At 33.6% G+C, this 22,481-nt stretch carries 21 protein-coding genes, 2 tRNA genes and 2 pseudogenes; 7 read left to right on the top strand and 18 right to left on the bottom strand.

Annotation, left to right across the window (positions count from 1 at the left end):
- Positions 1 to 2 precede the first annotated feature (2 nt).
- Both AAGD42_RS05435 and AAGD42_RS05430 read right to left on the bottom strand, forming a co-directional pair.
- Entirely contained in the window at positions 3 to 176 is a 174-nt protein-coding gene (locus AAGD42_RS05435) for a hypothetical protein (protein WP_341752539.1), read from the bottom strand.
- On the bottom strand, positions 166 to 1,947 hold the full coding sequence (locus AAGD42_RS05430; protein ID WP_341752538.1) for an AAA family ATPase: 1,782 nt from the start codon (positions 1,945 to 1,947) through the stop codon (positions 166 to 168). The genes AAGD42_RS05435 and AAGD42_RS05430 overlap by 11 nt, the downstream gene beginning before the upstream one ends.
- Before the next feature lie 183 nt (positions 1,948 to 2,130).
- Between AAGD42_RS05430 and AAGD42_RS05425 the strand changes: the two genes are divergently transcribed.
- From AAGD42_RS05425 to AAGD42_RS05415, 3 genes are read left to right on the top strand one after another with little or no spacing between them, the layout of a single operon-like run.
- Positions 2,131 to 2,502 (top strand): helix-turn-helix domain-containing protein, encoded by a 372-nt coding sequence (locus AAGD42_RS05425; protein WP_341749594.1) that lies wholly within the window; start codon positions 2,131 to 2,133, stop codon positions 2,500 to 2,502.
- Positions 2,466 to 2,654: a hypothetical protein gene (locus AAGD42_RS05420; protein ID WP_341760724.1), complete on the top strand. Its 189-nt coding sequence runs from the start codon at positions 2,466 to 2,468 to the stop codon at positions 2,652 to 2,654. The genes AAGD42_RS05425 and AAGD42_RS05420 overlap by 37 nt, the downstream gene beginning before the upstream one ends.
- Complete coding sequence (locus AAGD42_RS05415) at positions 2,585 to 2,986, top strand: IS630 family transposase (protein WP_341760723.1); 402 nt, start codon at positions 2,585 to 2,587, stop codon at positions 2,984 to 2,986. Before AAGD42_RS05420 ends, AAGD42_RS05415 begins: the two co-directional genes overlap by 70 nt.
- Before the next feature lie 197 nt (positions 2,987 to 3,183).
- Here AAGD42_RS05415 and AAGD42_RS05410 read toward each other — a convergent pair whose 3' ends face one another.
- From AAGD42_RS05410 to AAGD42_RS05380, 7 genes and pseudogenes are all read right to left on the bottom strand, one after another.
- On the bottom strand, positions 3,184 to 3,741 hold the full coding sequence (locus tag AAGD42_RS05410; protein ID WP_341753403.1) for a tetratricopeptide repeat protein: 558 nt from the start codon (positions 3,739 to 3,741) through the stop codon (positions 3,184 to 3,186).
- 12 nt (positions 3,742 to 3,753) lie between these two features.
- A complete protein-coding gene (locus AAGD42_RS05405) occupies positions 3,754 to 4,674 on the bottom strand; it encodes a tetratricopeptide repeat protein (RefSeq protein WP_341752537.1) in 921 nt (306 codons plus the stop codon).
- A 51-nt stretch (positions 4,675 to 4,725) separates the two neighbouring features.
- The gene (locus AAGD42_RS05400) at positions 4,726 to 6,579 is read right to left on the bottom strand and encodes a hypothetical protein (protein ID WP_341760722.1); all 1,854 of its coding nucleotides are present in this window, start codon (positions 6,577 to 6,579) and stop codon (positions 4,726 to 4,728) included.
- Positions 6,567 to 7,244 (bottom strand): annotated as a pseudogene (locus AAGD42_RS05395) (IS5 family transposase); the annotation flags it as partial. The pseudogene AAGD42_RS05395 and the gene AAGD42_RS05400, both read right to left, overlap by 13 nt.
- A gap of 137 nt (positions 7,245 to 7,381) precedes the next feature.
- Positions 7,382 to 7,699, bottom strand: a pseudogene (locus tag AAGD42_RS05390) (phage integrase SAM-like domain-containing protein); the annotation flags it as partial.
- Between the two features lie 385 nt (positions 7,700 to 8,084).
- The gene (locus tag AAGD42_RS05385) at positions 8,085 to 8,639 is read right to left on the bottom strand and encodes a site-specific integrase (protein WP_341752533.1); all 555 of its coding nucleotides are present in this window, start codon (positions 8,637 to 8,639) and stop codon (positions 8,085 to 8,087) included.
- A 347-nt stretch (positions 8,640 to 8,986) separates the two neighbouring features.
- The gene (locus AAGD42_RS05380) at positions 8,987 to 9,274 is read right to left on the bottom strand and encodes an Arm DNA-binding domain-containing protein (protein WP_341752532.1); all 288 of its coding nucleotides are present in this window, start codon (positions 9,272 to 9,274) and stop codon (positions 8,987 to 8,989) included.
- Between the two features lie 811 nt (positions 9,275 to 10,085).
- Here AAGD42_RS05380 and truB point away from each other — a divergent pair.
- The 3 genes from truB to pnp all read left to right on the top strand — a co-directional run bounded on the left by truB (position 10,086) and on the right by pnp (position 13,724).
- A complete protein-coding gene (gene truB / locus AAGD42_RS05375) occupies positions 10,086 to 11,126 on the top strand; it encodes a tRNA pseudouridine(55) synthase TruB (RefSeq protein ID WP_341752531.1) in 1,041 nt (346 codons plus the stop codon).
- A gap of 20 nt (positions 11,127 to 11,146) precedes the next feature.
- Positions 11,147 to 11,416, top strand: a complete 270-nt coding sequence (gene rpsO / locus AAGD42_RS05370) for a 30S ribosomal protein S15 (protein WP_250311643.1) — start codon at positions 11,147 to 11,149, stop codon at positions 11,414 to 11,416.
- Positions 11,417 to 11,480: 64 nt separating this feature from the next.
- The gene (gene pnp / locus AAGD42_RS05365) at positions 11,481 to 13,724 is read left to right on the top strand and encodes a polyribonucleotide nucleotidyltransferase (RefSeq protein ID WP_341752530.1); all 2,244 of its coding nucleotides are present in this window, start codon (positions 11,481 to 11,483) and stop codon (positions 13,722 to 13,724) included.
- Between the two features lie 22 nt (positions 13,725 to 13,746).
- On the opposite strand, the gene AAGD42_RS05360 is transcribed toward pnp, so the two are convergent.
- The 9 genes from AAGD42_RS05360 to AAGD42_RS05315 form a co-directional block, all read right to left on the bottom strand.
- A complete protein-coding gene (locus AAGD42_RS05360) occupies positions 13,747 to 14,661 on the bottom strand; it encodes an RluA family pseudouridine synthase (RefSeq protein WP_341753402.1) in 915 nt (304 codons plus the stop codon).
- A gap of 6 nt (positions 14,662 to 14,667) precedes the next feature.
- A complete protein-coding gene (locus AAGD42_RS05355; RefSeq protein ID WP_341750756.1) occupies positions 14,668 to 15,681 on the bottom strand; it encodes a COX15/CtaA family protein in 1,014 nt (337 codons plus the stop codon).
- Positions 15,682 to 15,762: 81 nt separating this feature from the next.
- Positions 15,763 to 16,524 (bottom strand): CPBP family intramembrane glutamic endopeptidase, encoded by a 762-nt coding sequence (locus AAGD42_RS05350; RefSeq protein ID WP_341752529.1) that lies wholly within the window; start codon positions 16,522 to 16,524, stop codon positions 15,763 to 15,765.
- Between the two features lie 136 nt (positions 16,525 to 16,660).
- Complete coding sequence (locus tag AAGD42_RS05345; RefSeq protein ID WP_341752528.1) at positions 16,661 to 17,653, bottom strand: Rpn family recombination-promoting nuclease/putative transposase; 993 nt, start codon at positions 17,651 to 17,653, stop codon at positions 16,661 to 16,663.
- Between the two features lie 3 nt (positions 17,654 to 17,656).
- The gene (proS, locus tag AAGD42_RS05340) at positions 17,657 to 18,958 is read right to left on the bottom strand and encodes a proline--tRNA ligase (protein ID WP_341752527.1); all 1,302 of its coding nucleotides are present in this window, start codon (positions 18,956 to 18,958) and stop codon (positions 17,657 to 17,659) included.
- 274 nt (positions 18,959 to 19,232) lie between these two features.
- Complete coding sequence (gene folE / locus AAGD42_RS05335; protein ID WP_341750760.1) at positions 19,233 to 19,811, bottom strand: GTP cyclohydrolase I FolE; 579 nt, start codon at positions 19,809 to 19,811, stop codon at positions 19,233 to 19,235.
- Positions 19,812 to 19,828: 17 nt separating this feature from the next.
- Positions 19,829 to 21,184: a cbb3-type cytochrome c oxidase subunit I gene (locus tag AAGD42_RS05330; RefSeq protein WP_341752526.1), complete on the bottom strand. Its 1,356-nt coding sequence runs from the start codon at positions 21,182 to 21,184 to the stop codon at positions 19,829 to 19,831.
- A 15-nt stretch (positions 21,185 to 21,199) separates the two neighbouring features.
- Positions 21,200 to 21,276 (bottom strand) — tRNA-Ile (locus tag AAGD42_RS05325).
- Between the two features lie 233 nt (positions 21,277 to 21,509).
- A tRNA-Lys gene (locus tag AAGD42_RS05315) sits at positions 21,510 to 21,585 on the bottom strand.
- Positions 21,586 to 21,705: 120 nt separating this feature from the next.
- On the opposite strand from AAGD42_RS05315, the gene AAGD42_RS05310 reads away from it, so the two are divergent.
- On the top strand, positions 21,706 to 22,437 hold the full coding sequence (locus tag AAGD42_RS05310; RefSeq protein WP_341752525.1) for a 3-deoxy-manno-octulosonate cytidylyltransferase: 732 nt from the start codon (positions 21,706 to 21,708) through the stop codon (positions 22,435 to 22,437).
- Positions 22,438 to 22,481: the final 44 nt, after the last annotated feature.

Raw genomic sequence — 22,481 nt, 5'->3', positions numbered from 1 at the left:
TATTAAGTTTTTATAGCTATAACAGAATTTACTGCTTTATTCATGTATTCATTTAAAAGTTTACCAATGACATATTGGTTTTCTCCAGTCATTGCCATCCAACTTGGTATTGTTCTTCTTGGATCATGTATCCTTAAATCTTGTATTCCTGCTTTTTGACAAATATTAGGGTTCATTAACTTGGTATTGTAATTCCATATTCTTACCGCAAAAAGCCATAGAGATTTTGAGTATTTGCTTAACATATTGATACTGTCTTATTTTTATATCATATTGTTTATCTATAATCTGCTTTAAGCCTATTTTAGCTACTGAGGCTAAATCTTCAGAAGGTTTAGCGATTTTATACTCGATAATCATAGCTTTGTCACCTTTGCCAGCTTTGGGGATCATGATTACATCAGGGCGTCCATCACCTGATTCTTGCTCACTTGATATTATATAGCTCGGTGCTAGCATATTAACAATCCCTAGCATAAAGCCGCTATAAAATAACTCTGCCTTTTTCTCCCCTACCTGATGAAAACTAGTGCTACTGTGCAGCAACTCCCGCATTCTTTGTTTAAACTCCTCTATTTTACCAGCTGGCAGTAAGCTCATTAGCGGATAATATAATGAGCTATCCATTTGTAATTGTTTGCCAAGCCATTGTAGTAATCGAGTTTCATAAATAAATTTTACTTCTTCATTTGGTGCACTTAATTCAAAAATATTTCTTGTTGGCTCAACAGCGGTAGGATTCAAATAACCACTAAATAATAATAAGCTAAACAAACCTGAACGTGAACTAATATCAGCAAAACTTATCTGTTTCATAATAGGAGCAATAATAGCTTTACCAGCAGCTAATAGCTGAATATCCTGCTGCATATCATCAGACAATAAGACATTATCAATCCAACCAGTTCCACCACTGTCAATCCAATAATAATCTAGCTTACCTTTACTTGCCAAGCATCGCATAATAGACCAAGGATTATAGATAATTTCACCACCAAAGCTATAACCATTATACCAACCCTTAACCTCTGCTGGGCTAATAGTAAGTGGTACTTTGCTCAATAACTCTTCTACTTCTCTTGCCGTGAATCCGTAAACTTTGGCAAATGGTTCATCTAACAAACTATATTCACTAACATTATTTAGCCCAGAAAATAACTCAGCTTTGCTAATACGCAAAATTCCTGTAATAACTCCCCGTTCAACTGGCAATTCTTGATCGCCAGTTTCCCTTTTAAAGGTAGATTTCATGATTCCACGAAAAATTTCTAACACTTTCTGAAATTCTGCCTCATTAGTACCAAACCATCTGTAAGCACTATTAATGGGTGTATCATATTCATCAATCAATACCCAAGGTTTTCTATTATAATGTTTGTAAAGCAAATGGCTTAAAATAGCCAAACTATTTTTGATATTGTCTAGAGTTACTTCCTCAAATAAATAGCGATTGAAATCTGCACGTTCATCTGATGCAAGCTTATCACTATTAGCTAAATATCTATGTGACTGAAATAATTTCCGTAACTGGCTTTTTACACCTTGTTCAATATCGTGATAGCTTGAACCTTCCACACTTTTAAAGGTGATGAATATTACGGGGAATTGACCTTGATATTCCACAATAATATATGGATGCTCAGCTATTTTGAGCTTTTGAAGTAATTTTTTTCTACCAGTTGCAAGTCCTAAATCTATTTCTCCACCTGTAAATAATTTGATATTGTTCTGATGCTCTAATGATAAGGGATTGCCATGCTCATCTATTTCTATTTCAAAGAATCTCCTAATCATATCCATGTTCAAGCTCTTACCCCAACGTCTTGGTCGAGTAATTAGAGTCACCGCTCCATTATCCTCTAGCAATTCTTTGATCATTAGGCTTTTGTCAACAAATACATCACTGTTTAATAATAATGTTTTAAAGTCATCAGTGCCAACAAACATCTTTGGCTGATAATTACCATTATTCTGAGTTTTTTTCTGTCATTGCTTTTACTGTTTTCTACTAACTATATAATACTATTATACACTTTTTTATTGTACACTAATAGCAATTAGCAAAATTTTTGCTAATTATAGTAAAGGCAGTTGAGTTATGTTAGTGATTGTGATAATATAAAATGAAAAATGTCAACTAGCCCATACAGTATAGATTTAAGAGAAAAAGTAATAAAATATCTAGAAGCAGGAAATAGTCAAAGGTCAGCATCTAGAGTTTTTCAATTGAGCCCTACAACAGTAAATACATGGCATGTAAGGTATAAGAAAGAAGGTCATTATCAAGCAAGGAAGTATAAAGGAGCAAAGCCTAGTATAGAAATGGATGATTTTATCAAGTATGTAGAAGAAAATCCTAATAGCAAAACGGAAGATATTGGTAAGAAATTTGGGATAAGCGCTAGTGGGGCAAGATATTGGCTAAGACAATTGGGATTTAGTTATAAAAAAAAGCCTTTACCTATGTGGAAGCTAATGCTGAAAAGCGATGTAAGTATTTAGAAGATATCAAAGATCTAGCTACAGATGCGCTTGTGTATATAGATGAGAGCGGAATAGAGATGAACATTACCCAAGATAGAGGTTGGGAAAGAAAGGTCAAACACTACAAGCAAAGAAGAGTGGGAAGTATTACCAAAGGACGAATATTATAGCAGGTTTGGTAGGTAATAAATCTATAGCCCCTTTTGTATTCAATGGCACCTGTAATACCGAACTATTTAATAATTGGGTAGAGCAATTTTTGATAAAAGAGCTTATAGCTGGTCAAGTTGTGATTTTAGACAATGCTGCTTTTCATAAGTCTAAGAAGACTAAAGATTTAATAGAATCAGTAGGATGTAGGGTAATATTTTTACCACCTTACTCTCCTGACCTAAATCCAATAGAGAAATTTTGGGCTAATATGAAAAGGTGGATTAAACAAAAAATCGGGCTTTCACAAGAATTGTATAACACCATTTGTGCATTCTTTGCTGTAACATAACTTAACTGCTTTTACTATATACTATTTTTTCTCAATATTGAAAATCAAGCCTTAACTTTTGTATTCTAGTCAAAATTAATTTATATGTCCTTCTGTGCCTAATAGAGGTGGACTCTCATTTTAGGTATTATTATATTTTTAGATATTAATTCGTTTTCTTTATTCATTCTATAAAATTTAGGATTTTCAATAATTATTCAAGGACTAGGTAAATCCTGATTTGTTGTAGATAAATCAATATCAGCAAGCAAACTCACATCTATATCAATATTATCATTTTGTAAAGCTTGTGTAGCATATTTTATAGCTAGATCATATTGCCTCTTAGCTTTATAAGCAATTCCTAGGTTATGTAAAGAAGCCGCAATATCTGGGTGGGGTTCATCTTTATAGATGAGTTTCCTCATTTCTAGACTTTCCTGATACTTCTCAATCGCCTGATCATATTGCCCCTTAGCTTGATAAGCATTTCCTAGGTTATTTAAAGAATCCGCAATATTTGGGTGGGGTTCATCTTTATAGATGAGTTTCCTCATTTCTAGACTTTCCTGACACTTCTCAATCGCCTGATCATATTGCCCCTTAGAGTCATAAGCAATTCCTAGGTTATGTAAAGAAGCCGCAATATCTGGGTGGGGTTCATCTTTATAGATGAGTTTCCTCATTTCTAGACTTTCCTGATACTTCTCAATCGCCTGATCATATTGCCCCTTAGCTTGATAAGCACTTCCTAGGTTATGTAAAGAATCCGCAATAGCTGGGTGGGGTTAATCTTTATAGATGAGTTTCTTTATCTTTAGGCTTTCCTGATACTTCTCAATCGCCTGATCATATTGCCCCATAACATAATAAGCATATCCTAACATATGCATTAAACTTAAATGCTTTTGTAAATTATTTTGACTTAATGGTGTTTTTAATGCCTCTTCTAATTTGCTTTGTGCTGCTTTATATTGCAGCAATCTGTAATGGACAAGCCCTTGATTACCTAGATTATTTTCATAAAAATTATCTTTCTGAAAGAATTGTTGTTTGCTTGTTTCATCTAATTCTTCATATTGGTCACAGAAATCCTGTAGTCTGCTATGCAATGGTAGGGCAGTATAAGAATATTGAAACAATCCACCGTCTTCTTGTAAATCGTCTTCAGGTAAATGGAATATTTGTTTTGCTTGCTCTTTAATTGCCGATTCATTTTCAGCAGGTTTAGCAAATATTGACATATCTTCTATTTGAGCTTGATGGTGCAGATAGGTCTTTAGTCTTAAAGTAGTAGCAAAACTTATCGCGTTCTTTAGATTGCTTGCTGCTTCTACACTGATCACTCCTTTACTTGCTAATTTATCTACCGTATCCCAGCTACTGTCCCCTACTATACCATAATATAAACCAAGATTGTACACCATCCGATCAGGCAATCTATAGATTTCCTGTTTAACGTCAAATAATCTGCCTTTTGCATCATATAAGTTAGGTCGGAATTTATCTAAATCACCTTTAAACACACTTTCTTTATATTTAAAACTAGATGTTTGTGAAAGATAGTCAATTTCTACCTTACCTTCCTCTAGTAACTTCAAGGCTCTTATCTGACAATTTAATTTATCTTGTGAGTCATCTACATTTTTGTTTAAAAACTCCATTATGTTATTTTGATAATTTTGTACTATTTGTTCATCACCATACACATAGCAAACTTTTTCTAATATATGCGGCAGATTTTTATCTATATGACTTACCTAATTTTGCTCATTACGTACATAAGTCATCATCCCATCTATTGTTTGTACTAAATCATATTCTTTATCCTGATCTATTCTGCCAAGTGGGGTTTTGCCGCCTAAATCCAAGTTCACTGCCCTATGTACTAAGTGGCTCATATCCAAACCATATCTATTAGTTGGAATTATGCTGTCTCCTAAATTGATTACCTTAAAATTTACCAACTGGCTTAGGTTTTTGAAATACTCCCTAACCTTAGGATCATCACTTTGTTGATAATCCTCATTATCGGTAAGAACAGCAAATTCTAAATCTGAATATGGCGTCATTTGCTGCAATGCCATCGAACCAAGTCCTATGACTGCATATTTACAAGGTGGTGCTATAGCCATTTCTTGTTCACTATCACTATATAACTTAGCCAAAAATTTTTTCATTCCATCAGCTGTGTCTTCAAAGCATTTTCTTGCGGCATTTACATATAACTCCTGATATTTTTGTTTTTCTTGTTGATTATCAGTCTTTGCCTTTTGTTGATAATTTTTTTCTATCATTTCCATATTTAGATCAGCTCTGAGTCGCAATTTGGATAATAGAAGTTTATTAGTCGCTGCTTCTTCCCTAACAACAGGCATTTTCTCTTTGTCTCCACCAATTTCTGAAAATATCAACTCTTGTAGGTGGCTTAATTGCTGATATGGGTCTACCAGTTCTTGTTTGATAAATGCATTTTTACTCTCAGCACCTAGCTTTTTATCCAGTATAGTAATGATATATTGATAAAATACTGCCGCCTCAGTGTAATATTTCAGCTCACCACTTAACTCCCCTAGCTTGGTGGTTAAATACCCTAAATCTGTCAGGACTATTACTAAATCCTTTAGATATTCTTGAGTTTTCTTATAAGCTAGTTGTCGAATAAATGGTTTATAATGTCCTACCTCTATTTGTTTTAATTGAGCAATTTTATTTGTGTTACTTATATCTTTTGAACTTACTATCTGTTGTACTTTCTCTCTTGTTTGCCCTATTGTTAGTACTGGAATCTCTTGTATAGGGAGTGTAGATGTGTCCTCTAAGTCAGTGTCAGTCTTTCCAAGTGTTACTTGTTCTTTAAAGAGCTGATAAACCCGATCTTCTTCTCCAAGTTTCTCCTGTAGAAAAGTAAGCTGTGATAAACGTAATTGCTCTGCACCTTGCGGATAAGGTGATGATATGTTAAGGCTAGTATCTAACAGTCTCCTCACTACCTCATCAGCAGTAATCACACCGCAGGATGTATCGTCCGTCATAGATTGTCTGGCATTAGTAAAAGGGCTTTCTGGAGCAGTTACTGATATTACCTGTAAACCACTTGCTTCTATGCTATTTTTAAAAATAGTACTGAGTATGTTGTAATTTTCCCTTGATAATTGTCCACCACCGTAAGGATTGTGAGTGTATATTACCACTGAGACATTATCGCATTTCTTATCAATAATAATTTCTCCAGTAAGCCAGTGGATATTAGTTATGTTATAAGGAAATAATATTTTGGCTTTACAATTTTCTTCTAATAACATTACTGGCATTAATTCATCAAAGACATCCTTCCGATCATCTCTCTTCTTAGGATCAGGAGCAGGTTGTTTTGATTTATCAAAGAAAAAATCTAATGGAAGCTTGCCAACACTATCTACAGCTCCCGAATATAGAACGTAACAAGGATTGTTTTCTGTCCCTAATTTGTTGTTAAGAAGAAATTTATGTTCATTTTTGAATCCCCCAAGACCGTATCTGATGACATTATTAACGTAGCTATCAATATCTCCTTCACTGTAAAGATATTCAGAGTTTACTCTAGGCTGTATGAAGGTTTCTAACGAGTCCAAATAAGAGCTCCTGCAAAATGCAAAAACGATAAGAAAACAGAAGCCGTTTTATCAAATCTTGAGAAAATGCGTCTAAAATTCTTAATCTTTCCAAAAAAACATTCTATTAAATGACGTTCCTTATAAATGTGCTTATCATATTCTCTCTGAACTTTGCGGTTCTTTTTTGGCGGAATTATCGCTATTGATTCTCGCTCTTTGATTGTCTCAACTAAGCTATTCGCATCGTAACCTTTATCAGCTATTATCACTGAATTCGTACCCCCTATTAACAAAGAATCAGCTTGCGTAATTTCATTTCTTTGTCCTGCAGTTAAAACAAATTTCAATGGATTACCAAGAGCGTCAACTAAAGCATGGATTTTTGTAGTAAAGCCACCCTTACTTCTGCCAAGAGCTTCTTGCTCTTGTGAATCCTTGCCATAACCTGCACTACAAGCATGATTTCTAATAATTGAAGCATCAATCATTACAGTTTCCATATCTAGAAAATCTTGTAGCTTTTCAAATAAATATTGCCAAATTCCTTTATCACTCCAGCTTTTAAATCTCATGTGAATAACACGCCAACCACCATATACTGAAGGCAGTAAACGCCACTGACAACCAGTACGCATTATATACCAAATCGCCTCTATAAACTTTCGTATTTTCTTTTCATTTTTTCTGTAATATTAAAAAAATCTGTTCCCAAGTTCTTGATTTTATATGATAATCTATTCCAGTAGTATTGTTGTTTTTTCAGAATCAAACACACACTACCTTTCTATTTCTTCAATATTTAGTTGAAACCTTCACACAGCCTAGACTGTTCTTTGTGTTTCTTTATTCCAACAACGGGATTAATTTTTAGCAATTCCCATTCAATAGCTTTGTTGAATACAGGACTCAATACCTCGAGAAATCTATTAGCACCATATTTACTAGTCTTAGTTAGATTATTAAATATTTCTTGAATATCTACCTTTTGAATGGTAGATATTTTCATAGGATATAAATGGTTTGCATACCTATCCATAGAAGCAGCATAATTTTGCCATCTTTTATTATTAATTTTGCTATGCTCATTTAGATATTTATCATAAAGTTCTTCAAACGTCAGTTCATTAGATAGCTTACTCATACACATCTCGTTTTGTTTTTGGAGCTTCAATTTCATGGAGTAGCTCTTTAATAAAGAGTAATGATTTTACTAACATAATAAAAATCTCCCACAATCATGAATTATATACAACTTTTAACTGTAATATGTTCTTAGTTAAATAGCAAATATTATTTTAAACAGAATTACCAGTTGCAATAAATTTCTTTCAAACCCAGAAGGTCTTAATACCTTTACAAGATAAAAATTACTTAGTTAATTTTAAATATTGACAAATATTCTCAACTCTACTACAGTGAATTTGAATTTTGGATGCTGGACAAAATGCTTAGAAATACTAGGATTGTAAGCAAGGGTATAAGTTTGTGAGAAGATGGGAAGTGCATTTACTATATTTAGTTTATCAATTATTCTTTTCAGCGATAGTTATAATTTCATTAATGGCTTTCTCTACAAATTCTCGTACTGGATCAAAATTCAATTTAGCATAGATTTCTGTTGACCTAGAGTCTTTATGATTTAAAGCTTTACCAATTACATATTGACTTGCACCACTGATTGCCATCCAGCTTGCATAGGTTCTTCTAAGATCATGTATCCTTAAATCTTTAATTCCTGCTTTTTGGCAAAGCCTGCTCCAAGCTTTTTTAGGTTCTCGTAAATGACCAGTGCTACTTCTCTCACTGGGAAATACCCACTCACTGTTAGACTCTCCTTTTCTTTTCTTTAGTATTTTCATTACTATACTTGCTAATATTACAGTATAAGGTTCTTTATTCTTACTCTTTGTCTTTGGAATATACCATTTTTTATCAGCAAAGCTGATATGTTCCCAACGCATAGTAAGTACATTATCTTTACGTGCTCCAGTAAATAAAGCAATTAAGATAAAATCTCGCATTATTTGATTCTTCTCTTCTGCTAAAGCTTGAAAAAACCCTGGTAACTCTTCCCTCATTAAATATCTGTCTCTAGATTCTTCTGTGTGTTTTTTTATTCCAACAGCAGGGTTTAAATTAACTAGCTCCCATTCAATAGCTTTATTAAATATGGCTTTTATCCTCGCTAAAGCCTTATTAGCAGCATATTTCCCAACTTTCGTAGTTTCAGTAAACCATTGCTGAATATCTGTTTTGCTAATAGTAGAGATTGTCCTTGAAAAAAAACACAGGGCATGTCTATTTACCTCATCTACAGAGTCTTGCCAAGTTTTATTGTTATATTTAGCATAATCATTGATGTATTTATCAAATAGTTCTTTAAACGTTAATCCGAGAGATAACTCATTATAAATTTGAGCTTTTCTTATAGCTTTTTTTCTTCTATAGGATTAATCCCTTGAGCAATTTTCTTCTTTAACTTAACTGCTTGTTCTCTTGCTTCTATAACTGATAAATTAGGAAAACGTCCTATTTTAATCCTATGGTACTTTGTTCCTATCGCAATAGCTAAGTAAAATGTTTTACTCTTGCCATAGGATACTATTAAAATTAAACCTTCTTCTTTACTATCTTTATATACATCTCTTTTTTCTTGCGGAGCTGCAATTTGTTCAATATCTTCCGTAGTAAATAATAATGACGATACTAACATATTGATTAGCTTAAATTAGATTAATAATTAATTGTAATATGATTTTTTGCTAATCACAAATCATTTTTAATAAAAAAATCGTTATTCACTATAACAGTAATCATAAAACTATAAAGCAAAACCGTTTCATAAAAATAAACATGGTCTTAGTATTGTTGTTTATAAAATAACTGTTAATTTTAGCAAATTATATGCTGATATATGCTGATATTATTTTAATATTTGACTATATTAATGAGTTATTGACAAATACTATAAAATTAATTACAGTTAAATTTTAATTTGGACTATTCAGGTAAAACATTATAAATACTAGCCTTTTGAGGTGAAATCATGGAGAATATTTGTAGTAAATGTAGTTTCGGTAAAAAGCTAAAAACAGGGTCTCGTCATTGGTAATGGTGTGGTCGAAGGTTCAATTCCTTCTAGCGGCACCATATATCTCAAGCTTTGCAAGCGTTCACGGAAAAAAAGTTAAAGTACAAGACGTCTATTAGCGAGAAGGTGCGAGCCTAGAAGCAATCCATATAACAAGCTTCATGGATTGCCACGACCTACTTGTGCAGTCTCGCTAATAGATGTCTTGTACTTTTCTGCAATTTTTAAATTAGACTTCTTTCGAAACTCGCTTATGTGCAAGGATTTGTAGGAGACACTTCACTTTGAACCACAGCGTACTCAAATGTACGTGAGAAGCAGAGTACCGGTATCACGCACAAATTACCAGCAAGTAGAGTTTCGAAAGAAGTCTATTGCCACGGAATCTATGCGTAAGGTGAGTTGCTAATCTTAAATACAAGGAATGCTACTGATGTTTCATCATAATAATTATTGGCTTAATATCTATAAACCTAAGGGCATCAGCTCAGCAAAGCTTGTTTCTATAGTTAAAAAAAACCTTTTAGGAGTTAAGGTTGGTCATTGCGGAACCTTGGATGTTGAAGCGGAAGGGGTGTTACCTTTGGCAATTGGTGAAGCAACAAAATTGGTACGAATTCTAGTAGATGCAAAAAAAACCTACATTTTTACGGTGCAGTTTGGTAAACAAACTGATACAGCAGATGCCTCAGGTAAAGTAATAGGTGTTACTGATCATATTCCTAACGAAACCGATTGTCATAATATCTGTAAAAAATTCATAGCTACGATTAAACAGCGCCCCCCTGCCTTTTCTGCTATAAAAGTTAACGGTGTTAGATCTTATAAATTAGCCCGAGAAAATTTGGCAGTAGAATTAACCCCTAGAAATATCCAAATATATAATTTGGAATGTCTTAATTTTGATCATCAAAATAATCAAGCTACCTATAGGGTGGAATGCTCTAAGGGAACGTATGTAAGGACTTTAGCAGAAGATATTGCTTTATCCTTGCAAAGTTTAGCATTTGTGCTAGAATTACAGCGTACTAAAGTTGGAATATTTACAGCATGTAATGCTATTAAATTAACAGAACTTGATGAACAAAATCAAGGAATAAAAGAATTTCTTGAAAAAAGAAGTATAAAAATTGAAGCAGTACTGGACGACATCCTGGTACTTGATGCTACTACTGACCAAGCTAAAAAAATTATTTATGGTCAGAAATGTTATTTTGATTGTCTTGAAAAGATTAGACCTCTTCGGAAACTCGCTTATGCACAAGGATTTGCAGGAGACACGGAACGCAAAACCGTAGCGTACATAGATGTATGTGAGGATTTGAGTGCCGGCTCGACGCACAAATTACCAGCAGAAGTAGAGTTTCCGAAGAGGTCTATCGAATTAGTTTGGGTTCGATATCAAGACTCTCTGTTGGCAATTGGTAGTTTGAGTGAAAATTGCTTTAATTCTTTACGAGTATTTAACCTATAAAATAAACATGGAGATTACTGATGTCGGTTACAGCACAGCGTAAGCAACAATTAATTACAGAATATGCTACTAAAGAAAATGATACTGGTTCTAGTGAAGTGCAATGTGCAATTCTAACTGAAAGAATCAGCAATTTAACAGAGCATTTTAAAACTAATCACAAAGATTTTTCCTCGAGAAGGGGATTATTAATGTTAGTTGGTCGTAGACGTCGATTATTAGATTATATCAAAAAACAAAGTTTAAGCAGATATTTGTCGTTGATCAATAAACTAGGAATAAGAAAGTAAAATAAAACCCGGCTAAAAAATCAAAAATTAGCCGGGTTTTTTGTTAATTAAATAAGGAAAAAGAATGTTTGAAGAAATAGTTAAAACAATAGAATTAGGTGGAAGAACACTTGAATTAACGACTGGTAAAATTGCTCGTCAAGCTGATGGAGCAGTTATGGTAAAAATGGGAGGAACTGTCTTATTATGTACTGCCGTAAGTGCCAAAGAGCCAAAAGAAGGGATAGGATTCTTTCCTCTTACTGTTCATTATAAAGAAATGGCATTTGCTGCTGGTAAAATACCAGGGGGGTTTTTTAAAAGAGAAGGTAAAGGATCGGAAAAAGAAGTATTAGTCTCACGCTTGATTGATCGACCAATTAGACCATTATTTCACCCAGCTTTTCTTAATGAAACGCAAGTAATCTGTACTGTTCTTTCATATGACCCTGAGTGTAATAGTGATATATTAGCAATTATTGGAGCATCCGCTGCATTAGCTTTATCTGCAGCACCATATCAACATATAGTAGCAGCCAGCAGAGTCGGTTTGATAGATGGTAATTTTATCCTAAACCCTTCATTTAACCAGTTAAAGACTAGTAAACTAGACTTAGTAGTGGCAGGAACTGACACATCAGTTATGATGGTTGAGTCTGAAGCCGATCTATTATCCGAAGAGCAAATGTTAGAAGCTATTGAGTTTGGTCACAAAGCATTACAGCCTGTAATCGAATTGATTAATGACTTAGTAAAAATTGCCGGAAAACCTAAATTACAGCTTACCAGCTTGTTCCCTGCTAGCTTAAAAGAACAAATTAGCAGCATAGTGCAAGAAGATATTAAGAGAGCTTTTGCTATTAAATTAAAACAAGAAAGACTATTAGCGGTAAAGAACATTTATGATATAATTAAGCGGCACTTTGCAGAAGATATTGCGAATAATAATCTTACTAACTCACAAATTGAATTTGCTCTTAAAGAAGTAGAATCAGAAGTACTGCGTCAGGACGTATTAAAGAAAAATACTCGTATAGATGGCAGAAAGCCTGCCGACATAAGAAACATAGCTTGTGAAATTGCGATATTGCCAAAAACACATGGTTCAAGCTTATTTACTAGAGGAGAAACACAAAGTTTAGTAGTCACTACACTTGGCACTGGTCAAGATGAACAAATTGTTGATAGTTTAGACGGCGAATATAAAGAGCGTTTTATGCTCAACTATATTTTCCCTCCTTATTCAGTAGGAGAAGCAACCCCAGTAAGGGCTCCTGGTCGCAGAGAAATAGGTCATGGCAAACTAGCATGGAGAGCCATTAACCGCATGTTACCAACTAAAGAGCAATTCCCTTATACCATTAGGGTAGTGTCAGAAATTACCTCCTGTAATGGCTCATCATCCATGGCTACTATTTGCGGTGGTTCAATGGCACTTATGGATGCTGGAGTGCCGATCAAAACCCCTATAGCAGGTATTGCTATGGGCTTGATAAAAGAAGACGATAAATTTGTAATTTTATCTGATATTATTGGGGATGAAGATAATCTTGGAGATATGGATTTTAAAGTAGCTGGTGGTACGGAAGGCATAACCGCCCTACAAATGGACATTAAGATATCTGGCATAACATTTGAAATAATGAAGCAGGCTTTAGTTCAAGCAAAGGCTGGTCGTATTCATATTCTACAAGAAATGGATAAGGCTATTAATAAAACCAATAACCATGTTAGCCAATACGCCCCTTGTATTTATAGCTTTAAAATTGATAAAGATAAAATTAGAGATGTTATAGGACCTGGTGGTAAAGTAATACGTGAAATTTGTGATACAACATCAGCTAAAATTGACATAAGTGACGATGGTAATGTAACTGTTTCTGCGGTAGGCAAAGAAAAGCTAGATATGGCAATTGCCAAGATTAAGTTAATTGCCATTGAGCCTGAAATTGGTGGCATATTCAACGGAACAGTTGTCAAAATATTAGAATCCGGAGCGTTTATCAATTATTTAGGTAATCGTGATGGATTTATCCATATTAGTGAGATCTCGAAGGAACGTATTGAGTCTGTGTCTAGTGTTTTAAAACATGGTGATGTGGTAAAAGTTAAACTTATTGGTTTTGACAATAAAGGCAAAGCCAAGTTAACCATAAAAAATATTGACGCTACCGTTACTCCAAACGTTACGACTAATCATAAATCTGAGCCTTATAAAGATAACGCTGATATTAATAACAATAAACGGGAATCTGCCAAAAAATGGCAAAATAACAAACCATCTAATGAAGATGAAACAGTAACTAAAGAACGGAAATACTTTAATTAACTCACACTACTAACCTTTCGTATCAGGAAAGGTTAGTATATTGTTGGAAATAACTTGGTAAGGATGTATCAATTATTATTTCTTTACCAAATATTTTCTCAGGTAAGATTATTTTTTTGGCATGTAGTAACATCTCCTTGGATAAAGTTATTGCTTCTAAAGTTCCATATTTTCTGTCACCTAATATGGGACAAGCTAGCATTTTCGCATGGAATCGAAGTTGATGCATCCTGCCAGTAAGAGGAGTAAACTCAACCAGTGTCAAATCCTTATTTAACTTCTTAAGAAATTTATAGCGGGTTATCGATAATTTACCATTTTCCTCATCATTTTGCACAGTTTCATACGCTCCCCCCCTATTCTTACCTATCATACCACTAATTTCTCCCTCGGATTGTGGAAGCTTACCTAAAACTACCGCTATATAGGTTTTTTGAATATCCTTCTCCTGAAAGGCTTTAACTAATTTTATACTACTCGCATAATTTTTAGCAATTAGCAATATTCCTGAAGTATCTTTGTCTAACCTATGAACTAACTTAAAATCCGCCCCCCGACTATTTAAATATTGCAATGCATCATCTATAGATAGAATTATCTTGCTACCACCTTGGGTGGCAAGACCTGACGGCTTATTGATTGCTATAAGCCACTCATCTTGATAAATTAGATAATCCTTCAACAATTTACCAGCTAGTTTAATCGCTGAACTGGTAAAAACCCTATCAGAAGTTTTCAGAGGTTGTAAATTTAAACCATCCTCTATAAAAATTTGATCACCAACATTTATTCGCAGATTGGCTGCTACCTTACAAGAATTAACCATTATCCTCTTAAACCTTAAGGCACGCTCAATCACCCCTTGAGTAAGACTAGGATATAATTTTTTTAAGTAACGATCCAACCTACAAGACGGTTCTAGATCAACATTTAATATTGCCACTTATGCACTCTTTAATAAAAAATAACTCCACAATATACAAGATAACAGTATAATTGCACAAATCTGATGGAATAAAGCTATTAATACAGGTACTGAATATAAAATAGTAGTTATGCCAGCTAACATTTGTAATAGCAATATACCAACAATGTAATAAGCTGCTTTATTTAATTTAGGATGCTTAGTTTTTATTAAGCTCACTACTAAAAATCCAGCACTAATACAAACTATATATGCTCCCATTCTATGAAAAAACTGAACAACCACAGGGTCGCTTAAGCTATCTATAGTAAGTAGTTTAAACGTTAGTTCTTCAGGTATAAAATTATTACCCATTAATGGAAAGCTATTATATACCTGCCCAGCATCAAGACCTGCAACCAACCCTCCTAAAAAGATCTGTATATAAACTATACTAATAGTTACTAAACAACATAATTTTGTTGAGTTCAAACTTATCGTTTGTTCATTTAGTAAAATATCAAAACTATTATTCATCAGCTGATAGAACAATAAATTATAGATGATAATCGCTATAATCAAATGCCCAGCTAAGCGGAAATGACTAACATATGGCTGCAAAATTAGCCCACTTTTTACCATATACCAACCCATAAATCCTTGAACCGCAAATAATAACAATATCCCCAAATATACTGGTAGTGATCTGCTAGCAATTTGCCTAGTCATCAAAAAATATACCAACGGTATCAGATATAATAAACCAACAACTCTCCCAGCAAAACGATGAATAAATTCAATCCAAAAAATAAATTTAAACTCTGAGAGAGTCATATTAACATTTTTTTGCTTATATTCGACTGATTGCTGATATTTACTAAACTCATCCTGCCACTCAGCATTATTGAGTGGCGGGACAATACCTGATACTGGCTTCCATTCAACAATTGATAAACCAGCATCAGTAAGCCTAGTAAGACCACCCCAAAAAATCATAAAAACCACCATACAGCAGCATGCAGCCAACCAAGGCTTTATTAATAGTTGTGACATTAAACCCATTATCTTTAATATCTATAACATAGCAGATTTTTTTGATCCACTAATAGCTGTTTTATGATTTTGGATAACTTTTCAAATCTTATTGATAGCTGGATAAGTAAAAAGTAAAATATGAGTTAAATTAAGCATAAAATGAACAAGTATGCTTGCTTCAATTCTTTTCGTTACTTTATATATCCATCCATATAAAGCTCCAGCTACTGTAGCTAAAATTACGTATTTTAGTCCTCCTGGATAGTGCATCACTCCAAAGAAAAGTGCAGGTATTAGTATGGCTATATCCTTAGAATATTTATATTTTAACTGACTTAATGATTCTTGGAAAAATCCTCTAAATAATCCTTCCTCAGCAACGCATGTAAAAAATAAATTATTGATTACCCATATCCATAAATTCTGTGGTATCTTTGGTGCAAATTTGATGTACTCAAATGCAATAGATAACACTATTATTACTAATAGAATAATTGGTAATCTATAAGAAACTTGCAAGAGTAATATTTTCAGTTCGCTGCAAGTAGATGCTAAATCTAAAGTTAAACCTATAATAATTAAGCCGACAATTGTCTTATCTAAGTTTAAATATAGTGTAAACGGTAAAGCATCTGGAGTGAATTGTATTTTATCTAAAACTAATAAATTATCAAATCCTGGAATTAAATGTAGTTCTAAAGTTAACCCTAGTACTAACACTAGACTCCATAAGACATATTTCAATTTAGTAGAAGATTTATGATACGAAAATACTAAATAAAAAAACAACACAATTGCTAAAATAGCAAACAGGCTTGCTATTTTACTAACAAAAGATAAGACTAGAGAAATAATTGCCATGGTTTAAATTTGCCTTTTACAGGAAGCCATAATGATATAACACTAATTAATAATGTTATATATGTAAGATATTTTAGCCACATATTTCATCTATAATTGATTTGGGGTAATGTTGCACAGCCTATAGCTAACCAGTTTACTGCATTTCCAATAGTTCATTGATTTTAGTAATAGATAGTCCAGTAATTCTCGCTACTTCTTCAATGGAGCTACCATTGTTTATCATCATTTTTATTAATTTAGCTTCACCTCTAGCTTCGCCTCTAGCTTCTCCGATTCTAATACCATCCTGTACTCCGATTTTAATACCATCTTGCACTCCGATTTTGATACCATCTTGTAGTCCGATTTGAATCCCTTCTTCTTTCCATACTTGAGCTATACTAGGCATAAGTTCTTCTCCTTTTTCTTTAGTTAAACTATTTTTTAATATTTTTTCTAACTCTATTTTATCATTTTGCTCAATAAAGATCAAAGTATACTGTAATAGATTTCTTATATGGTCATAGCCTATTGTTATTTCACTCAATTTAGGCAAGAGATGAGAGATTTCTTGCCATCTTTTCAGTAATTGACGTTCGTGGATGTGTTTGAGGAAAAATAACAAAATCCCAGACCATACTTTTTTCTTGAGTTCTTCATCAGGAATATCATGTACGTTAATAAGCTGACAATCATTTGTCCAAAAGCCTCTGGCTAAATCTGGATGGGTAAATAAATTCCATATATTGAGCGATGCGTTATATTTCTTCTTGCCATTATAAATTATTAGGGGATAAATTAATGGAAGGCTTTTAGCTTTAGGATTAGTAGTTAAATATAGATCACAAATATTAATCATATATTTAAACAACCTAAATGCCATCATTTTATCAACAGTACTTTGATGTTCCAATAGCAAAAAAATATAGCCATCCTGATCATTAAACTTAACAGAAAATAATACATCTGAAATAGTTTCAGAAAGGTCTGACTCAATAAAACTATCTTTTTCTAATTTTAAAGATGTGCTATCGATTAAAGCCAACACATCCTTCGGCAAATGAGTTGCCAAGAATTCTTGAGCAACTATTGGATTCTCCATAGATTTGCGAAAGATTTCGTCATGTTTTGGCTTGTCTAGAGTCATAACTTACATATAAGAAAGAATTTTAGAGAAGTAGGTAACAACATTTTCTACTGTTAACTCTTCTATTATTCCTGTTCTACGATCTTTTAATTCGACCACATCTTTCTCAGAGTTTTTGGAACCAATAATTATTTGGTACGGCGAACCTATAAGATCATGAGTGGCAAATTTTTTACCAGCTCTCTCATTTGTATCATCGTATAATACCTCTATTTTATTTGCTACAAGCTGATCATATAGATTTTGTGATAGTTCATTGCATTTACTATCAAGTATATTCAAATTTAATATTGATACCATAAAAGGAGCAATATTTGGAGGCCATATAATCCCTTTATCATCATGACTTGATTCAATTATAGCGGCTAAAAGTCTTGAAATACCTATACCATAGGAGCTCATTTCCACTGGCACAAGACTCCCATCACTAGCATTTACTAGAGCCTTCATTGCTTTAGAATATTTTGTACCAAGATAAAAAATATGCCCAACCTCTATAGCCTTACTACTAGCAAGATTCTCTTCTGTTAACAAACATTTATCATGAACATGTTTTTCTTCTGCTACCGCATATAAGGATTGTAATTTTTTAATATCTAAATTTTCCTGATCTATTAAAGATAGAAATTTTTTGTCATAAAAAATAGTACTCTCACCATTAGTGGCAAGAATATGGAACTCATGGCTTAAATCCCCACCAATCTGACCATTATCAGCAAGTACTGGGATTACACGGAGTCCTATATCACGAAAAGTTTGCATATATGCTAGATACATCTGATTATAAGTTTTTATCGCACTTATTTGATCTATATCAAAAGAATATGCATCTTTCATTAAGAACTCTCTACCACGCATCACCCCAAAGCGAGGTCTAATTTCATCCCTAAATTTCCACTGAATATGATATAAGTTTTTTGGCAAATCTTTATAGGACTTAATATTATTTCTAAAAATATCGGTAACCATATCTTCATTAGTAGGTCCAAATAATAAAGTATTATCGTGGCGATCTTGGAATTTTAGCATTTCCTTACCATAATTCTCAAATCTTCCAGATTCCATCCATAAAGATGCTGGTTGAATACAAGGCATTAATATTTCAATGGCACCTACTTTATTCATATTAAGTCGAACAATATTCTCAACATTTTTCAGGGCTTTTAATCCCATAGGCAACCAGCTATAAATTCCAGCAGATTGTTGTCTTATCATACCACTTCTAAGCATCAATCTGTGAGAAACTACTTGAGCCTCTACTGGCTCTTCCTTTAGCACGGGTAAAAAATATTTTGATAGTAACATGACTGCTTTACCTCAATGATAACAGTTGTTCTCCCAGCGTAGGCGAGGATTTAGAGATTCTGCACCGGAGCTGGAATGACATCTTTTTTGTTTAAATAACTTGCCCACTGGGTTACATTAGACCTCTTGCATAACCTAAAGATAATTGAGGAATTTTTAGGAAAAACGAAGTCGAGTACCGCAGCGTACTAGGATGTACGTGAGGAACGGAGACGAGTTTTGACAACAAAATTACCAATTAGATTAGGTTATGCAAGAGGTCTATTACCTTTGATTATTTTTTGGCAATAATATTTAGAAATTCATGACGATATTTCTGCTGCTCTAAATATATACCAGTATAATGCATAGTATTCATAATACTATCATTTTGCATAACACCTCTAAGAGTCATACAACTATGTAATGCAGAAATCCTGACCGCAACACCCATAGGCTTAATATATTTCTGTAATGTTTCAGCAATTTGTACTGTCATTTTTTCTTGAATCTGTAATCTTTTTGCAAAAACATCAACTATTCTGGCAAATTTACTGATACCTATTATACAATTATCTGGTATATAAGCTATATCAACTGTACCATTTATTGGTAATAAATGGTGTTCGCAAAAAGAATTAAACTTTATGTCTTTTAATAGAATGAAGTCCTGAAAGTTACCAGTTTCATAAAATTTAGTAGATAATATTTCTTCTACATTTTTATTGTACCCACAAAACATCTCTTGGTAAGTTTTTATTACTCTATCAGGAGTTTTTACTAGCCCCTCTCTATTTGGATCCTCGCCAATAAATCGCAATAAAGTTCTAACTGCCTCTTGGGCTTCTTCTATAGTAGGTTTATTCAAGGTCATTATTTTTATTATACTAATTATTTCAATACCATCTTTTTACCACAAATAACAACAAACATCAAGCCACCAACAATAGCAATTAGTCCTCCACCACCCATTGCCCCCATCAGTAACTTACTGCTAATAGTCATTTCTACCCCTGGCGTTTTTCGCATCACCCCATAACCACCAGCCAAAAGAAGAGCTATAATATGTAACATTTGTCCGATAGTTAAAGTAATAATTGCTGCAGAGGAATATGAATTTTTCTTTTGTTCATTATCACATGCATTGTCACATAAAATAAAGCTAAATCCCATAAATGCCACACTTATTCCAACAATCGAACCATGGTAGTGGGCAGGAACAGTAACGTTCATACTGGTAATTAACACGCCAATAAACCCTCCAGACAAAAATAATATGCTAGAACAAATGATGCTTGCTTTTATAGGAGAATTTCTCATAAGAGAATTTACCACTAGTTTATGATTATGGCTAACTAGCTCATAAAATATTAGTATCAAAGACAGAACTGGGGCTATCCCACCACCATATTTCATTTGTTTGGTATAATATTCTTTGAATTCAGCATCTATAATATCATATGATAAGTGTCCCCAAATAGCTGCAATACTTATCAAAAAATTTAAATATAATAGTAGCAGATATAGCTTGTTAAATTTTAATTCTTTTCCTATCCAAGCATGGCATAACACTGTCATTACTAATATCATAATTTGTGTGTAAATAAATTGCAATAAATGCCCCCCACTCCAGAAAAGCAATTCATAGTAAAATTCTATATCGACTGGCACAAGCCTAATAACTTGTTGTAGTTGATAATAAGAACAAATAAAACATACCCATACTAACACCCACATTATTGCAGTAGAAAGGATAGTAAAATTGATCAATTTTTGACTTTTTAGGGTCTTAATCGTTGCTAGGATGACGTTTGATGAAAATAACAATACCGATACGCCAAATAAACTAATTCCGAGAATAAACATTATATTCTCCAGCATTGGTATGTAATTATTCATTACAGGAAGATTTTGTCCACAAAGTGGTGATAAAGCTATTAGTGCAGTGCCAAAAAATGCTATTATTACATATGTTATACTGGAAGTCGTCGGCTGTAAATTATGGCTCCAAATACATGCTGTAACGGATATCAACCAAACTAGGATTGATAAATTAACATGAATAACCAAAGCTGATTTAAAGATTTCTGTATTAGGAAATAGGGTAACTAATATAGGAGTGCAGAGCATTACCAATATTATTGAATACACCCCAGCAAGAGCAAGCGAGATTACACCATTTCTAAGCCAGCAAATAGCTAATTTATTACGGCTTAATTGATCAATTATATTATTCTCAAGATTCATAAAGAATACTTATGATGGTGGGTTTGAGAAGACTTGAACTTCCGACCTCACGCTTATCAGGCGTGTGCTCTAACCAGCTGAGCTACAAACCCATTAGACCTCTTGCAAAACTCTACTTCTGCTGGTAATTTGTACGTCAATGCGGTACTCGAATCCTCACGTACATTAGAGTACGCTGCGGTTCTGCGTTCCGCGTCTCCTTCAAATTCCTCAGCATAAGCGAGTTTTGCAAGAGGTCTATTACTAAGAGGCGGTCTCCTAGTCTCCGCCTTTAAATATTGGCGGCGATATTCATATACAATTAAGGGGGTTAACTACCCTGAAATGGTGGGCTCGCCGGGATTCGAACCCGGGACAACCTGATTAAAAGTCAAGTGCTCTACCAGCTGAGCTACGAGCCCTAAACATAATGCTTAAAGACAAATTGTGTCCCAAAACATATTCCAATACGCTTTACTTTATCGTTTAAAAAGGCTATCATGTCAACAATTATTTTGGTAAATATCTTTAAATGGTAACTTATGCATTCTGATGTTGCAATTATTATCCCTTCAAGACTTGATTCGGTTAGGCTTCCTAAGAAACCTTTACAATTGATAGGGGAACTGTCAATAATTGAACGCGTTCTAAGGCAAGTACACTTAACCAAACTAAAAAATATTTATGTAGCAACTGACTCAGAAATTATAGCTAAAAAAGTTACTGATTGTGGTGGGCAATTGATTATGACAACCCCAGACTGCCAGACTGGTACTGACCGTGTCTATGAGGCATTTCAGACAATACCTAACAATCATAATATTAATTATATCCTAAATGTCCAAGGTGACATGCCTTTTATAGAACCGGAATCAATTATTAAAGTTATTGAAAGCCTAAAGTCTAGTGACCATGATATTATGACCCCAGTAGTAAAAGTTGGTATAAACGCCGTAAATGGCAATAGTAATGTCAAAGTTATTACTGACCATAATGATAAGGCTCTGTATTTTTCTCGTAGTCTTATTCCTTATGGCTCTGAAGAATTTCTATATCACGTAGGAATGTATGGATTCCGCAAAGAAGCATTAATTAAATTTATAAACTTACCTGTCTCAACTTTAGAATTAAGCGAAAAATTAGAACAACTAAGAGCCTTACAAAATAATATGTCCATAGGGGTATGTTATGTTAATAATATCCCCATTTCTGTTGATACCCCGGAAGATTTAAACAAAGCTATCAAATTTTATCAACAATTTAACCAAGGCTAATATTATCCCGTCTATTAGCGAGACCATGTAATGGTCGAAGCAAT

The sequence above is a fragment of the Candidatus Tisiphia endosymbiont of Dioctria linearis genome, from assembly GCF_964026545.1.
In the GTDB taxonomy this organism is placed as follows: domain Bacteria; phylum Pseudomonadota; class Alphaproteobacteria; order Rickettsiales; family Rickettsiaceae; genus Tisiphia.
This window is presented reverse-complemented; position numbering and strand designations above follow the sequence as displayed.